Raw genomic sequence first — 14,588 nt, forward strand, 5'->3', positions numbered from 1 at the left:
CCCAAAGGGGTGATGCGTGATGCAGGTACGGGAAGCAATGTCCAGCCAGGTCCTCGTCGTCGGTCCGGAGCACACGCTCCGTCAGGCGGCCCGGATGATGTCGGCCCGCGGTGTCGGGTCGGCGGTCGTGATCGATCCCGAGTCCGAGGGGGTCGGCATCATGACCGAACGCGACGTGTTGAAGGCCATCGGTGCGGGTCTCGACTGCGACACCGAGCGCACCGGCGCCCACCTCACCTGGGACGTCGTCTACGCGGCGCCGGAGTGGACGGTCGCCGAGGCGGCCGCCGCGATGGCCCGGGGTGGCTTCCGGCACCTCGTGGTGCTCGACGGCGGGGAGGTGGCCGGGGTGATCTCGGTGCGGGACATCATGCGCGTCTGGGCCCGGAGCGAGGTGGCCGCCACGACCTGAACCGCGCAGGTGTGCCGGGTCGGATCGAAGGGTAAGGATCCCTCGCGGGCGCGGAGATGCCGTGGCCCGTGAGGGAGGGCCCGATGCGTGACGCGGAGCGCCTGGTCGAGCAGCAGTACGCGATGCTCCTGCGACGGGACGTGGCCCGACTGCCGGACCTGTACGCCCCGGAGGCGTTCTACTCCATGCCGGGTGTCACGGTCCGACCGATCGAGCTGCCGGCGCTGCTGCGTACCTGGACGGGGGCCTTTCCGGACCTGCTGGTCGACCCGGTGGGCGCGGTGCGCACGTCCAGCGGCGCGGCCGTGGAGCTGCGCCTCTGTGGCACCCACACCGGCACGTTGCACTCGCCGTACGGCACGGTCGCTCCGACCGGCCGCTCGGTGAGTTGGGAGGTCGCCGACGTGGTCCGGGCACGCCGGGGTCGGATCGTCGCGTGGCGCTCCTACTTCGACTGGAGCCAGCTCCTCGACGCGCTCGGCGTGCAGTTTGACGGCCTCTCCCGGGCGGCGCAGCACGACTCGCTCGCACTTCCGGTCTGATCTGTCGCCGTCCGGCCCGGCCGGGTCACCCGTCCCGGTGGCTCAGGATGCGGACATCGCCGTGCCGTCGGCGCGTCCCCCGCCGCCGCCCGTACGCTCAATATCCATGACCGCCGAGCAGCTGATCTCCTTTGCCCGTGGGGCCCCCTCGCTGGACATCGTCGATGTCGAGGGGCTCAAGGCCGCCGCCGTACGCGCCTTCGACGCCGATCCCGCGGGGGTCACGGCGTACGGCACCTCCGTCGGCTACGTGCCGCTGCGCAAGTGGATCGCCGAGAAGCACGGCGTCGCGGCCGACCAGGTGCTGGTCACCAACGGGTCGCTGCAGGCCGACGCGTTCCTCTTCGACCACCTGATCCGCCCCGGCGACGCGGTGGTCGTCGAGCGCCCCACGTACGACCGCACGCTGCTCAACCTTCAGCGGATGGGCAGCGAGCTGCACGGGGTCACGGTCCAGCCGGACGGTCTGGACACCGCCGAGCTGCGCAAGCTGCTGGAGTCCGGAGTGCGCCCCCGGCTGGCGCACGTCATCCCGAACTACCAGAACCCGGCCGGCGTGACGCTGTCGCTGGAGAAGCGCCGTGAGCTGCTCGACCTGGCCGCTGAGTACCACTTCACGATCTTCGAGGACGACCCGTACGCGGACATCCGCTTCCGGGGCGAGGCCCTGCCGTCGATGCTGTCGATGGACACCCGCAACGTCGTCGTGCACGCGTCGAGCTTCACGAAGACGGTCTGCCCGGGCGTACGCGTCGGCTACCTGGTCGGTCCGGCGGATCTGATCGCCGATATCGCCAAGAACGCGACGAGCCTCTACATCTCGCCCGGCATGGTGTCGCAGGCGATCGTGCACCAGTTCTGCGTCTCCGGCGACATCGACCGCTCGATCGAGACCGTCCGGGCGGCGCTCGGCGAGCGGGCCCAGGTGCTGGCCGAGTCGCTGCGCCGGCACCTGCCGCAGGCGCGGTTCGTCGAGCCCGACGGCGGCTACTTCCTGTGGGTGGAGTTCCCCGAGGACGTGCTGGTGGACCGGCTCGCCCCGGCGGCGGCCGAGCGTGGCGTCGCCGTGGTCAAGGGCAGCGACTTCGTCCTCGACGGTGGGCGGCACGCCCTGCGGCTGGCCTTCTCGGCCGTGACGGCGGACCGGATCGACGAGGGCGTCCGCCGGCTCGCCGAGGCCGTCGAGGCCAGCCGAAGCTGAAAATCTGTCGGGTTTCCGACAAAAAGACGATGCCGGCCGTCCCGGGTCTCCCCAGCGGGCGGCCGGCGGCCCACAATGCTGCGAGCGTAACCCCCGCCCCCACGGGCGCCGGGTGGGCCGTGTCGTCCCTTCACCCCCCGATGCGGCCCGGCCCGCCCGGCGCCGCACCCGCGACCGCCGTCACACCTGCCGATGGCCACCATCGGCGTAGCCTGCAAGCCGCAGGCGAGCGCGGGGAGGTGTCGCGATGACGGATCGGGCAGAGCGGGGCCGGACGGCGCCGCTGAACACATCTCGGGTGCTGCGACCCCGAGCCTGGCCGTCCCCGGTCCGGGCGATGACCCGGATGCTCAACGCCGACGGTTCACCACCCGCCCCTGCGCCCAGCGGCGCCGGGCGCAGCGGAGTGGTCGACTGCGCGCTGTACATCGACGGCAAGCGGCAGCCCGGTGACTGGTCGTACGCCGAGGCGCTGGAGGCCGCACGTCGCGAGGAGCACGGCTTCGTCTGGATCGGGCTGCACCAGCCCGAGCTGGCCGAGATGAGCGCCATCGCGGAGACGTACGGCCTGCACGAGCTGGCCGTCGAGGACGCCGTGAAGGCCGAGCAGCGGCCCAAGCTGGAGCGCTTCGGCGACGTCAGTTTCCTGGTGCTGCGCACCGCCCGCTACTGCGAGCACACCGAGCTGACCGAGACCTCCGAGGTGGTCGAGACCGGTCAGGTGATGCTCTTCATCGGCCCGAACTTTTTGATCAGTGTCCGGCACGGTGACGCCTGCCGGCTCTCCCCGGTCCGGGCCGACCTGGAGACCAAGCAGGAGCTGCTGCTCCAAGGCCCGTGGGCGGTGGCGTACGGGGTGACCGACCGGGTGGTCGACCTCTACCTCGAGGTGGCCGAGCAGCTCGAGGACGACCTGGACCAGTTGGAGGCCGAGGTCTTCGACCGTAACAGCCACGGGCGCATCCAGCGGATCTACCAGATGAAGCGGGAGCTGGTGGAGTTCAAGCGGGCGGTGATCCCCTTGCAGCGGCCGCTGATGAACCTGACCTCGCAGGTCAACCGGGACGTACCCAAGGAGATCCGCAAGTACTTCCGGGACGTGCAGGACCACCTGAGCCGCACGGTCGAGCAGGTGAACTCGTACGACGACCTGCTGAACTCGATCCTCCAGGCGCGGCTGGCCCAGGTGTCCGTCGACCAGAACAACGACATGCGCAAGATCGCCGCGTGGGCGGCCATCGCCGCGGTCTGGACCTCCATCGCCGGCGTCGAGGGCATGAACTTCGAGAACATGCCCGAGCTGAAGATGACGTACGGCTATCCGGTGGCGCTGGCCCTCATGCTCGGCGTCTCGCTGGCCCTCTACCGCTGGTTCCGCCGCAACGGCTGGCTCTGACCGGCCCGCCCGGCGGACGCCGACAGCACGGAGCGCCGGTGCGCGGGGGAAAGCCCGCGTCGCCGGCGCTCGTCGCGCTGCTGTCCGGGGTCAGCGGCGGCCGTTGGTGCGGGCGGTGTCCTTGCCCAGCGCCTTGGTGAGGTCGTCGGCCGGGCGTCCCGAAACGTCCTTGGCGCCCTCGGCCACCGACGGAACCTTGTCGGTCGGACGCACACCGGTCGGCTTGGCCGTGGCGGTGGTGCTGGCGCTGTCGCCGCCGGCCACCGCCGAGCTGCCGGCACCGGTCATTCCGGAGATGGCGGACCCGTCGGAGCCCTTGGTCGCGGCCGGGGTACGAACCTCGATCGAGTCGACCTCGTTGCGCATCGGCTCCAGGGTGTGGGTCGGGTCGTACTCGGCCCACTCCTGCTGCTCGCGGCGGCGGCGCAGGGCCACCGCACCGACCAGGCCGACGACGGCGCCCGCGGCCAGCAGGCCGGTCATCTTCGAACCGCGACGGCGCGGCTGCTTCTTCTTCCCCGTGATCCGCATGGTCTTCGACTTGGCCTTCCTGGTCAGCGGCCCTGCCTGCACGGCGCCGTCACGAGCCGCCGCGGCCAGCGGTGCCAGCGTGGTGAGTGTCGTCCCCCAACCGGTCGACGCGCGGTCGCGCACCTTCACCGCGGCCGGCCCGACATAGCCCCGGGCCGCCTGGACCCGCGGGCCGACGGACGCGCCGGCGCCCTTGGCGGCGTGGTTGGCTGCCTGCATCAGGTGGCTGATGCTCTGGTTCAGCTCTGCCTTCGCGAGCTGGCCCTGGGACTTACGCCGCCCGATTCCAAACACGGTCCTACCTCCTGGGAGTTGTTCCTTCGTCATCCTCCACCTTCGGATGCCTCCGCGATGCCAGATCGGGCACATGGGAGGATCCGCATGGAACTGACCAACAAGTGAGGAGTACCCGTGGCCGAGGCTGTCTACGCCACCCTGCACACCAACGCTGGCCCGATCCGGCTGGAGCTCTTCCCGAACCACGCGCCGAAGACCGTCCGCAACTTCGTCGACCTGGCTGAGGGCAACCGGGAGTACACCGACCCGCGCACCGGTCAGCCGGGCAACGGGCCGTACTACGACGGCACCATTTCGCACCGTGTGATCAGCGGTTTCATGGTCCAGATGGGCGACCCGACCGGCACCGGTCGGGGCGGGCCGGGCTACAAGTTCGCCGACGAGTTCCACCCGGAGCTGCGGTTCGACCGTCCCTACCTGCTGGCGATGGCGAACGCCGGACCGGGCACCAACGGTTCGCAGTTCTTCATCACCGTGTCCCCGACGCCGCACCTCAACAACCGGCACACCATCTTCGGCCAGGTCGCCGACGAGGAGTCGGTGAAGGTCGTCGACTCGATCGCGAACACCCCGACCGGCCCGAGCGACCGTCCGCTGCAGGACGTCGTCATCGAGCGGGTCGAGATCGAGCGATCCGCTTCCTGACGACACGGCGAGGTACCTTTGCTCGCATGATTGAGCGCTCCGGAGCATCGCGGCGGCCGGCGTCGGTGCGTCGCGCGGTGGCGGACGGAGGTTCGAGCCGGTGAGCGAGTCCCCGCCGACCACCCCGGTCTGCTACCGGCACCCCGGTCGGGAGACCTACGTCCGGTGTACCCGCTGCGACCGGCCGATCTGTCCGGAGTGCATGCGGGAGGCGTCCGTCGGGCACCAGTGCCCGGAGTGCGTCAACGAGGGTCGTCGTAGTGTCCGGCCGGCGCGTACCGCCTTCGGTGGCGGTGCCGCCGGCCGGCACGGCTACGTCACCAAGGCGCTCATCGCCCTGAACGTGTTGTTCTTCCTGCTCTCCATCGCCTCCGCCCGGTCCGGGACGGCGCTGGTGGGCGGGTCCGGCTTCGGCGGGCTGGCCGGCGACGAGACGCCGCTGACCCGTTGGGGTGGCGTGCTCGGCTACGCCTCGTACGTTGCCTTCGGCCCGGTGCACGGTGTCGCGGCCGGTGAGTGGTACCGCCTGGTCACCGCCATGTTCCTGCACTACGGCGTGATCCACCTGCTGCTGAACATGTGGGCACTGTGGGTGCTCGGGCGGGAGTTGGAGGGCGCGCTCGGGCGAGCGCGTTTCCTCGCCCTCTACCTGATCGCGGGGCTCGGGGGCAATGTCGCCGTCTTCCTGGTCAGTGCTCCCAACCAGCCCCCGACGGTCGGCGCGTCGACGGCCACCTTCGGGCTCTTCGCCGCGATCTTCGTGATCATGCGCCGTCTCGGCCTGAACACCTCGGCGATCGTGCCGATCCTCGTCATCAACCTCGTCTTCACCTTCGCCGTGCCGGGCATCTCGATCCCCGGGCACCTCGGTGGCCTCGCGGTTGGCGGGGCGATGGCGGCGGTGCTCGCGTACGCGCCACGGGAGCGGCGCACGCTGGTGCAGGTCGTCGGCGGCGCGATCATCCTGCTGATCCTGCTCGCCCTGGCGGTCTTCCGAACCGTGCAACTGCTCAACTGACCAGGCGGGCGGCCCGCAGCGCCACGGCCACCTCCTCCGGGGTGGCTCCCAGGTCGTACCTGCCGAACAGGTGCAGCGACTCGCCCGCGTCGATCTCCAGGATCTCGCCGGTCAACCCCAGCCGTTGCCGGCGGTCCACGCTGATCGCCTCGACCGTCGACCAGGGCAGCAGCCGCCGGCCGGCGAAGCCGTGGATGACGGTGAGTCCCGCCGGGTCGACCGCCAGCCGGACCGGCGCCACCAGGTCGCGTACCGCCCAGACGGCCAGCGCGGCGGCGGCCACACCAGCCAGGACCAGCCGCACCGGGTCACCGTCGGCGAACAGCAGACCGAGGGCGACCAGCAGAACGGCACCGGCGAGCTTCGCCGCCGGCAGGGTCGACGGCACCCGCCACTGCCGCACCGTGGAGATCTCATCCATCCGACCAGCATGCCCGGGGGCGGACGGCCGGTCCACCGACGACGTAGGATCGGGACAGCCCAAGTTACCGGGGAGTAAACATGAGTGACGCGGTCATCGTCGGCGCGGTACGCACCCCGGTCGGGCGGCGCAAGGGCGGTCTCGCCGGTGTCCACCCGGTCGACCTGTCGGCGCACGTGCTGCGCGCCCTCGCCGAGCGCACCGGCCTGGACCCGGCGCAGGTCGACGACGTCTTCTGGGGCTGCGTGTCCCAGGTCGGCGAGCAGTCGTGGAACATCGCCCGCAACGCCGTCCTCGCCGCCGGCTGGCCGGAGGCGGTGCCCGGCACCACGCTGGACCGGCAGTGCGGTTCCAGCCAGCAGGCGCTGCACTTCGCCGCCGCGACGGTGCTCTCCGGCCAGGCCGATCTGGTGGTCGCCGGTGGGGTGGAGTCGATGACCCGGGTGCCGATGGGTTCCAGCGTGGCGGACGGCCTGCCGTTCAGCGACCAGCTCCGCGCCCGCTACCGGGGGGTGGAGGGCTTCGCCGACGACGCGCCGCTCCCCTTCAACCAGGGCGTCGGGGCCGAGCTGATCGCCCGGCGCTGGCGCTTCTCCCGTACCCAGCTCGACGAGTTCGCCCTGGCCAGCCACGAGAAGGCCGCCGCCGCGCAGGACGCCGGGGCGTTCGACCCGGAGATCGCCGCAGTGCCCCTCGACGACGGTGGCACGGTCGCGGCCGACGAGGGCATCCGCCGGGACACCTCGCTGGACCGGCTCGCCGAGCTGCCCACCCCGTTCCGCGCCGACGGTGTGGTCACCGCCGGGTCCGCGTCACAGATCTCCGACGGCGCCGCCGCGCTCGCGGTGACCACGTCCGACTGGGCCAGTCGGCACGGCCTGCGCCCGCTGGCCCGCATCCACACCGCGGTGGTCGCCGCCGACGACCCGGTCACCATGCTCACCGCGCCCATCCCGGCCACCGCGAAGGCGCTGCGCCGCGCCGGGCTGGGCATCGAGGAGATCGGGGTGTACGAGGTGAACGAGGCGTTCGCCCCCGTACCGCTCGCCTGGTTGGCGGAGACCGAGGCCGATCCGGAGCGGCTGAACCCGCGTGGCGGCGCGATCGCCCTCGGGCATCCGCTCGGTGGCTCCGGCGCCCGGATCATGACGACGATGTTGGCGCACATGCGGGACAACGGAATCCGCTACGGCCTGCAGACCATGTGCGAGGGCGGCGGCATGGCCAACGCCACGATCGTCGAGCTGGTCTGATCCGTCCCGGAAATGCTCTCGCCGGGGTCGGGCACGCCGCCTAGGGTTCCCGACGTGACGACGATCGCCGACGAGCGCGCTCCCGACTGGTCCAGTGTGCAGTGGCAGGAGCAGGCCCGATCCTGGGTCGACGAGCGACTCGCGGGCACCGGCCGACGGGTCAGTGGGCCGGTCGAGCCCCGGGTCCGGCCGTGGTCGCTGGTCTGGCGGGTGCCGACCGACGACGGGCCGGTCTGGTTCAAGGCCAACAACTCCGGCACCACGCACGAGGCGGTCCTGATCGCGACGCTGGCCGCGCTGACGCCCGAGCGGGTGCTGGCTCCGATCGGGGTGGACCGGGAGCGGGGCTGGTCGCTGCTTCCCGACGGCGGGGAGACGCTGCGCGACGTGCTGGGCCGCGACCCCGACCTGACGCACTGGGAGCGGGCCCTGCCGGGGTACGCGGCGCTGCAACTCGCCACCGCGTCGCGCGCCGACGAACTGGTCGCCCTCGGCGTGCCGGACCACCGTCCGGAGGTGCTGGCCGGGCTGCTCGCCGACCTGCTCGACGATTCCGAGTCGCTGCGCGTCGGTGCGGAGGGCGGACTGACCGTCGAGACGTACGAGCGGCTGCGGGCGGAGGTTCCGGCGTACGCGCGGCGGTGCCGTCGGCTCGCGGACATCGGCATCGAGGCGACCGTGCAGCACGACGACCTGCACGACGGCAACGTCTTCGCCGGGCCGGCCGGGTACCGCTACTTCGACTGGGGCGACGCCTCGGTGGCGCACCCGTTCGGCACGCTGCTGGTGACCCTGCGCTCCATCCGGTACGCCACCGCGCTGTCCGCCGACGACGTCAGTCTGGCCCGGCTGCGCGACGCCTACCTGGAGGCGTGGACCGACCGCTACGACCGCGGCACCCTCGTCGAGGCCGCCGACCTGGCGATGAACCTGGGCGCGGTGAGCCGTTCGCTCTCCTGGCGGCGGGCCCTCGACACGACCGACCCGGCGCGCGCGGAGTACGCCGAGGCGGTGCCCGGGTGGCTCGCCGAGCTGTTCGCCGCCACCCCGCTTCAGCCCGAAAGCTGACCGGCATCCGTCCACGTCGGAAATCGGACAGGCAGTGCGACGGGACGGCGTGGAACTTCCAAAAATTCGCCGTGACCCACGTCACCCCGCCGGGGAGGTCGTTGGGCACGTCATGGACGTCTTCTCCCGAACGTTCCTCCCGGCCGCCACCGAGGCCGGCCTCGCCGTGCAGACCGTGAGCCGGCACATGCCCGTGTTCCGTCGCTGCGTCGGCTCCGGTGACGCGACCATCCTCGTCACCCGTTGCAGCCGCCCCGACCGTCCGGTCACCGGCGACTACCTGCTGCTGCTCACGCACCGCCGACTGGTGGTGACCCAGCAGACCCGACTCCTGCACCGACTGCGCCTGCACCTCAACACCGAACTGCGCGAGCTGAGCAACGTCACGTGGAGCCCCGACCCGCGGTTGCACTCGGTCGAGCTGGCCGCCACCGCGATCGACGGGATCCGCGAGCGGTTCCTCATCCGCACCAACCACCCGAAGCAGGTGTGGCAGCTCGACGCGCTGCTCAACCACGCCTTTCGGACCCGTCTGCGGGCACCCCGCGAGCGGGTTCTCGCCACCATCGGCGACACGCCCGCCCCCGTACGGCCCAGCGTGTTCCGTCCCGCCGTCGCACGCTGACGCCGTACGACGCCCGCCTTTACCGAACTCGAACACGTACCGATCGCGCCGAGCCACCGGGTCGGGAATCATGGGCCGGTGACTCTGGAAACGCCGCACCGCGGACTCGTCCTCGTGGTCGAGGACGAGCCGGCCATCGCCGACCTGGTACGGCTCTACCTAAGCCGCGACGGGTTCGGCGTCCACCTCGAACGCGACGGTGAGGCCGGGCTGAACGCGGCCCGCCGGCTGCGCCCGGTGGCCTGCGTCCTGGACATCGCCCTGCCCGGCCTTCCCGGCACCGAGATCTGCCGACGGCTGCGCGAGGCCGGCGACTGGACGCCGGTCATCTTCCTCACCGCTCGCGACGACGAGGTCGACCGGATCGTCGGGCTGGAACTGGGTGCCGACGACTACGTGACGAAACCGTTCAGCCCGCGCGAGCTGGTCGCCCGGGTACGCGCCGTGCTGCGCCGCACCGCCGGTGGCCCCGAGGGCGCGGAACGACAGCGCGTCGTCGGCCCGGTGACCCTCGACCCGGCCCGCCGGACGGTCACCGCCGGGGGTGTCCCGGTGCAGCTCACCTCGACCGAGTTCGACCTGCTGGCCCACCTCATGGCCCGGCCGGGGCGGGTCTTCACCCGCGAGGAGTTGCTGGCCGGGGTCTGGGGATACGCCGCGCACGCCGGCACCCGCACGGTGGACGTGCACGTCGCGCAGGTACGCGCGAAGCTCGGCCCGGCCAGCGTCATCCGCACCCACCGCGGCGTGGGGTACGCGGTCGATGCCTGAGCAGCCGGTACGCGTCGAGTCGCCGACCATGGCGCTGCCGGTGGTCGGTGACCGCCAGTCGGCCGCCTCCCGGCGTCGCCGGTTCGGCCGGACCCTGACCGCCCGCGCGGTGCTGGTCACCTGCGCGGTGGCACTGGTGTCGGTGCTCGTCACGGCGATCGTCGCCGTGCCGTTGGCGATCCGGGGCGCGGAGCGACGTGATCAGGAGGCCCTCGCCGCCCAGGCGCGACTCGCCGCCGAGGTGCTGCGGACCCGGCTGGACCGGGGACGCGCCGCCGACGAGGAGAAGCTCATCCAGCAACTTCGTGACCAGGGCATCGACGCGTACCTGATCCGGCGCGGGACCGTCGACCGGTCGGGGCTGCCGCCGCGCGTGGTGCAGCGGATCGGGCAGGGCCGCAACGTGTCGGCCCGCCGGTCGGTCAACGGTCACCGCGCCCTGGTGGAGGGCCGGGCGCTGCCCGGCGGCAACGGGGTGGTGCTTTCCCGCGCCACGGCGGACGGGCTGTGGGCGCAGGTGCTGCTCAGCCTGTGGCTGCCGCTGCTCGCCGGGCTGGCCGCCGGTGTGGTGGCCGGTCTCCTGTTGGCCCGCCGGCTGGCCCGACCGATCCGCGTCGCGGCCACCGCCGCCGCCCGGTTGCGCGCCGGGGACCGCGCGGTACGGGTGCCGGTCGAGCCTCCGGACGAGGTTGCCGACCTGGCCGAGGCGTTGAACGGCCTGGCCGCCGCACTGACCACCAGCGAGGGCCGGCAGCGCGAGTTCCTGCTGTCCGTCTCGCACGAGCTGCGCACCCCGCTGACCGCGATCCGGGGGTACGCCGAGGCGCTGGCCGACGGGGTCATCGACGCGGACGGCAGCGCCGACACCGGCCGGACCATGCTGGCCGAGGCCCAGCACCTCGACCGGCTGATCGGCGACCTGCTGGCGCTGGCCCGGTTGGAGGCCGCCGACTTCCCGCTGGAACCGGTACCCGTCGACCTGACCCGACTGGCCGCCGACGCGGAGCCCACCTGGTCCGGCCGGTGTGCCGCGGTCGGTGTGCCGTTCCACCTGGAGACGCCCGGCGGTCCGGTGTCCGCGTACACCGATCCGGGTCGGATCCGGCAGGTGCTGGACGGGTTGTTGGAGAACGCGCTGCGGGTCGTACCCCCGGGTGCGCCCGTGGTGCTCGCGGTCCGGCCGGTCGGCGCGGACCCGGCGGACGGCGGTGTGCTGGAGGTCCGCGACGGCGGGCCCGGCTTCACCGACGACGACCTGGCGGTGGCATTCGAGCGGGGAGCGCTGCACGAGCGGTACCGGGGGGTGCGCAAGGTGGGCAGTGGGCTCGGGCTGGCGCTCGCCGCCGGGCTGGTGCGCCGGCTCGGCGGGGAGATCGTCGCGGGGCACGCCCCCGAGGGGGGCGCGGCCTTCATGGTCCGGCTGCCCGGTGATCCTTACCGGACCCGAACATCGGCCTGACGGTCCGCTCGTCCTTGCGGGGAAGGCTGAAGGCTCCACGGACGAGAGGGAGAGTCATGCCACGTTGGGGATTCGTCACCGGCACCACGGCACTGTTCGCAGCGGTGGCGTTCGGCGTCAGCGGATGCGGCGCGGCCGAGGTGGCCAGCCAGCCCGCGCGGGACGCGGCGGTCGAGGTCGCCGCCGCGATGGGTGTGGAGGGCCAGGCGCTCACCGCGATGGGCTTCGACGCCGCCGACCTGGACGTGCAGACCGTCGCCGCCCCGGCGACGCCCGCACCCTCCCCCACGGCGGCCGAGAAGGGTAAGCAGAAGCGCGGCGAGGAGTTGCGCAAGCGCCACCAGGCCCGCGTGCTGCTGCGGAAGAACACCCTGCACGGCGAGGCGGTGGTGCAGACCAAGGAGAACGGTACGCAGACCGTCGCCGTCCAGCGTGGCGCGGTGACCGCCGTCGACGGCGACTCGATGACCGTCAAGTCCACCGACGGTTTCACGATGACGTGGACCTTCGGCGAGGACCTGCGCGTCGTCGAGAAGCGGTCGACGGTGCAGCCCAGCGAGGTGAAGGTCGGCACGACGGTCGGCGTCGCCGGCACCAAGGAAGGGGACAAGGGCGTCGCCCGGCTCGTCCTCATCCCGCGCGCCAAGTAACGGAAAGCGAGGGCCCCGCACGTCGTACGTGCGGGGCTCTCGCCTGCCGTCGTCTCAGCGACCCGGGGGCAGGGCGTAACCGACGTAGTCGCGGAACTCCAAGCGCCACCCGGCCGGGACCAGCTCGGCGCAGGTCGGTTGGCTGCCGGTGCAGACGATCGCGTCCACCGAGGCCGGGTCGGCCGGCGGTCGCTCCGGCAGGACCGACTGCAACGAGACCAGATCCGGCGAGCTGCCGTCCGGCTGGCGCAGCAGCAGCCACCACGGGTACTCCCAGTCGTCGTTCCGCTCGACCAGACCGATCCGGTGCGCGCCGCTCTCGCGGACCGCCGCCGCGGCCCAGCGGAACTCGTCGGCCCACTCGGGCCGGCGCAGGAACCGGGTGTCCCAGTCCGAGGTCGTGAAGACCGAGCCCGAGCCGACGAGCCGGCGCGGAAAGCCGTACGACAGCGCGAGCACTCCGGCCAGCGCCGAGGTGGCGAGCACGACGACCGCCACGGCGGCCACCGAGCGTCGCCGCCGACCCGGGTCGGCGGGCTCCGGCGTCCGGTCGGCGTGGCGGCGCAGGAGCGCGTCGAGCCAGAGGCCGGCGAGCGGGACGGCGAGCACCAGGGCGTAGAGGATCAGTCGGTTGCCCCACGGCTGCCACTTGATCATCGAGGTGTGCAGCAGCACGGCGGCGAGCACCACCACGGCGTACGCCCGCAGCGGCCCGGCCTGCGCGGGATCGATCCGGCGCGGGCGGACGAGCGCGACCAGCGCGCCGAGCAGCGCCACCGACCCGGCGATCGGGAACGCCACCCGGTCCTCGTCCGGGTACCAGGCCGGCACCGGGAACACCTCCCGGCCGAAGGTGATCGCCCGGTCCTGAGGGTCGACGCCGATCGCCTCCGCGCCAACGATGATCGCGTCCGCACCGGCGGTGCGCAGCGGCGCGACCGGGGTGTCGAAGGCCGTGTGCCCGATGCGCAGCGCGTTGACCAGGATCGACGCCGGGTCGTGCCGCTCCATCGGGATCGACTCACGCAGCCGGGGCGGGCCCAACGGGTGCCCGAACTCGGCCGTCACCCGGGCCAGGAACGGGCCGACCACCAGCGCGGCCACCGCCATGATCAGCGCCGAACCGGTGACGACCCGGAACACCGGCCGCGCCCGCCCGGCCGACGCCCCGACGCTCGCCGCCCGACCCGCCGGTTCGGCGGCTGATGGCCGAGCCGCCAGGGCCAGCCGGAGCTGGGCCAGACCCCAGAGCACCAGCAGCGGGCCCACCGCGATCAGGCCACTGGTCTTGGTCACCGCCGTCAACCCGGTGGCCGCCCCCAGGCCGAGTACGGTTCCCCACCCGGTGCGGCGGCGCAGACCGTCCAGCGCGAGGGTCGCCGCGCACGCCACCCACGCCGCGCAGACCAGGTCGGTCTGCGTGCTGGTCGCCTGTAGCGCGACCATCGGGGTGCTGGCCAGCACGAACGTGGTGATCAACTGGGCTCGCCGGCCGCCGCCGAGCTGCGCGGTGATCCGCGCGGCCACCAGGAGGCAGAGCACCCCGGCGGCCCACTGCACCAGGTTGTGCAGCGCGTCGCCGCCGGTGAGCAGGCGCAGGTGCAGTAGTAGGTACTCCGCGCCGGGCGGAATGGTCACCTGCCGGTGGATGGCGGTGGGCCAGAAGTCGAGGTCGCCCTGGGCCACCCAGTGCTCGACCTTCGGCAGGTGGTACGTCTGCGAGTCGAAGTTGTTCGGCTCGGCCAAGAGCGCGATCAGCAGCTCCAGCAGCACCAGGCCGCCGATGCCGCCCGCGAGCAGCCGTTCGCTTCGACTTGCCGTACGCCAGCTCTCGGTGGCCCGGGCGAGCAGTCTGGCGCGTACTCCATTCGGCTGGACCGGTGCGGCCGCCCGCCCGCCCACCGGGCCGTGGTCGACGGCCGGGGCGGGTGTGTCCGGGGTGGCGCCGGCGGGCACCGCCGCGCCCACCGCCACCGGCTGCGGCGTCGCGGCCGCCGCCGGTGTGGCCGGGGTGTCGCGACGCCGGCGCAGAGCCACCGCCGTCCCGGCGGCGACGAGGAAGAGCAGCCAGGCGACGACGAACGCCGGCCGGGTCAGCGCGTGCAGCGCGCCGAGCACCTCGACGACGAGCACCGCGTACGCCCCGGTGAGCAGCGCGGCGCGCACCGCGGCGAGCCGGGACGGGGCCACCGCACCACCCTCGCGCGGCTTCGCCGCGATCGTGAGCAGGAGCACCGAGGCGGCGGGGAACACCGCGAGCAGGGAGCCGGCAGCCGACATGGCGGGAAGTAAACACCAT

General features: G+C 72.7%; 15 protein-coding genes. 12 read left to right on the forward strand and 3 right to left on the reverse strand.

Going from position 1 to position 14,588, the window contains the following annotated elements; genetic code table 11:
- Positions 1–19: 19 nt before the first annotated feature.
- From ABZ272_RS05655 to corA, 4 genes are all read left to right on the forward strand, one after another.
- Positions 20–412: a CBS domain-containing protein gene (locus ABZ272_RS05655; protein WP_355048683.1), complete on the forward strand. Its 393-nt coding sequence runs from the start codon at positions 20–22 to the stop codon at positions 410–412.
- Positions 413–495: 83 nt separating this feature from the next.
- A complete protein-coding gene (locus ABZ272_RS05660; RefSeq protein ID WP_355048684.1) occupies positions 496–954 on the forward strand; it encodes an ester cyclase in 459 nt (152 codons plus the stop codon).
- Between the two features lie 106 nt (positions 955–1,060).
- Positions 1,061–2,155, forward strand: a complete 1,095-nt coding sequence (locus ABZ272_RS05665; RefSeq protein ID WP_355048685.1) for a PLP-dependent aminotransferase family protein — start codon at positions 1,061–1,063, stop codon at positions 2,153–2,155.
- Positions 2,156–2,402: 247 nt separating this feature from the next.
- Positions 2,403–3,551 carry a magnesium/cobalt transporter CorA gene (gene corA / locus ABZ272_RS05670; RefSeq protein ID WP_355048686.1) on the forward strand — a complete coding sequence of 383 codons (1,149 nt, stop codon included), beginning with the start codon at positions 2,403–2,405 and terminating at the stop codon, positions 3,549–3,551.
- Between the two features lie 90 nt (positions 3,552–3,641).
- Here corA and ABZ272_RS05675 read toward each other — a convergent pair whose 3' ends face one another.
- Entirely contained in the window at positions 3,642–4,409 is a 768-nt protein-coding gene (locus ABZ272_RS05675; protein WP_355048687.1) for a hypothetical protein, read from the reverse strand.
- Positions 4,410–4,493: 84 nt separating this feature from the next.
- Between ABZ272_RS05675 and ABZ272_RS05680 the strand changes: the two genes are divergently transcribed.
- Positions 4,494–5,024, forward strand: a complete 531-nt coding sequence (locus ABZ272_RS05680; RefSeq protein WP_030331635.1) for a peptidylprolyl isomerase — start codon at positions 4,494–4,496, stop codon at positions 5,022–5,024.
- A gap of 100 nt (positions 5,025–5,124) precedes the next feature.
- On the forward strand, positions 5,125–6,042 hold the full coding sequence (locus tag ABZ272_RS05685) for a rhomboid family intramembrane serine protease (RefSeq protein ID WP_355048688.1): 918 nt from the start codon (positions 5,125–5,127) through the stop codon (positions 6,040–6,042).
- Here ABZ272_RS05685 and ABZ272_RS05690 read toward each other — a convergent pair.
- Positions 6,035–6,463, reverse strand: coding sequence for a PH domain-containing protein (locus ABZ272_RS05690; protein ID WP_355048689.1), 429 nt, complete (start codon positions 6,461–6,463; stop codon positions 6,035–6,037). The two genes, ABZ272_RS05685 and ABZ272_RS05690, sit on opposite strands and share 8 nt — an antisense overlap.
- Before the next feature lie 80 nt (positions 6,464–6,543).
- Between ABZ272_RS05690 and ABZ272_RS05695 the strand changes: the two genes are divergently transcribed.
- The 6 genes from ABZ272_RS05695 (at position 6,544) to ABZ272_RS05720 (ending at position 12,289) form a co-directional block, all read left to right on the forward strand.
- Positions 6,544–7,716, forward strand: a complete 1,173-nt coding sequence (locus ABZ272_RS05695; RefSeq protein ID WP_355048690.1) for an acetyl-CoA C-acyltransferase — start codon at positions 6,544–6,546, stop codon at positions 7,714–7,716.
- 54 nt (positions 7,717–7,770) lie between these two features.
- Complete coding sequence (locus ABZ272_RS05700; RefSeq protein ID WP_355048691.1) at positions 7,771–8,784, forward strand: aminoglycoside phosphotransferase family protein; 1,014 nt, start codon at positions 7,771–7,773, stop codon at positions 8,782–8,784.
- Positions 8,785–8,896: 112 nt separating this feature from the next.
- A complete protein-coding gene (locus ABZ272_RS05705) occupies positions 8,897–9,409 on the forward strand; it encodes a hypothetical protein (protein ID WP_355048692.1) in 513 nt (170 codons plus the stop codon).
- A gap of 78 nt (positions 9,410–9,487) precedes the next feature.
- A complete protein-coding gene (locus tag ABZ272_RS05710; protein ID WP_355048693.1) occupies positions 9,488–10,180 on the forward strand; it encodes a response regulator transcription factor in 693 nt (230 codons plus the stop codon).
- Positions 10,173–11,639, forward strand: coding sequence for a HAMP domain-containing sensor histidine kinase (locus ABZ272_RS05715; RefSeq protein ID WP_355048694.1), 1,467 nt, complete (start codon positions 10,173–10,175; stop codon positions 11,637–11,639). The genes ABZ272_RS05710 and ABZ272_RS05715 overlap by 8 nt, the downstream gene beginning before the upstream one ends.
- A gap of 56 nt (positions 11,640–11,695) precedes the next feature.
- The gene (locus ABZ272_RS05720; protein WP_355048695.1) at positions 11,696–12,289 is read left to right on the forward strand and encodes a hypothetical protein; all 594 of its coding nucleotides are present in this window, start codon (positions 11,696–11,698) and stop codon (positions 12,287–12,289) included.
- A 54-nt stretch (positions 12,290–12,343) separates the two neighbouring features.
- On the opposite strand, the gene ABZ272_RS05725 is transcribed toward ABZ272_RS05720, so the two are convergent.
- The gene (locus tag ABZ272_RS05725; RefSeq protein WP_355048696.1) at positions 12,344–14,569 is read right to left on the reverse strand and encodes a hypothetical protein; all 2,226 of its coding nucleotides are present in this window, start codon (positions 14,567–14,569) and stop codon (positions 12,344–12,346) included.
- Positions 14,570–14,588: the final 19 nt, after the last annotated feature.

This window comes from Micromonospora sp. NPDC005979 (assembly GCF_040614415.1).
Taxonomy (GTDB): Bacteria; Actinomycetota; Actinomycetes; order Mycobacteriales; family Micromonosporaceae; genus Micromonospora.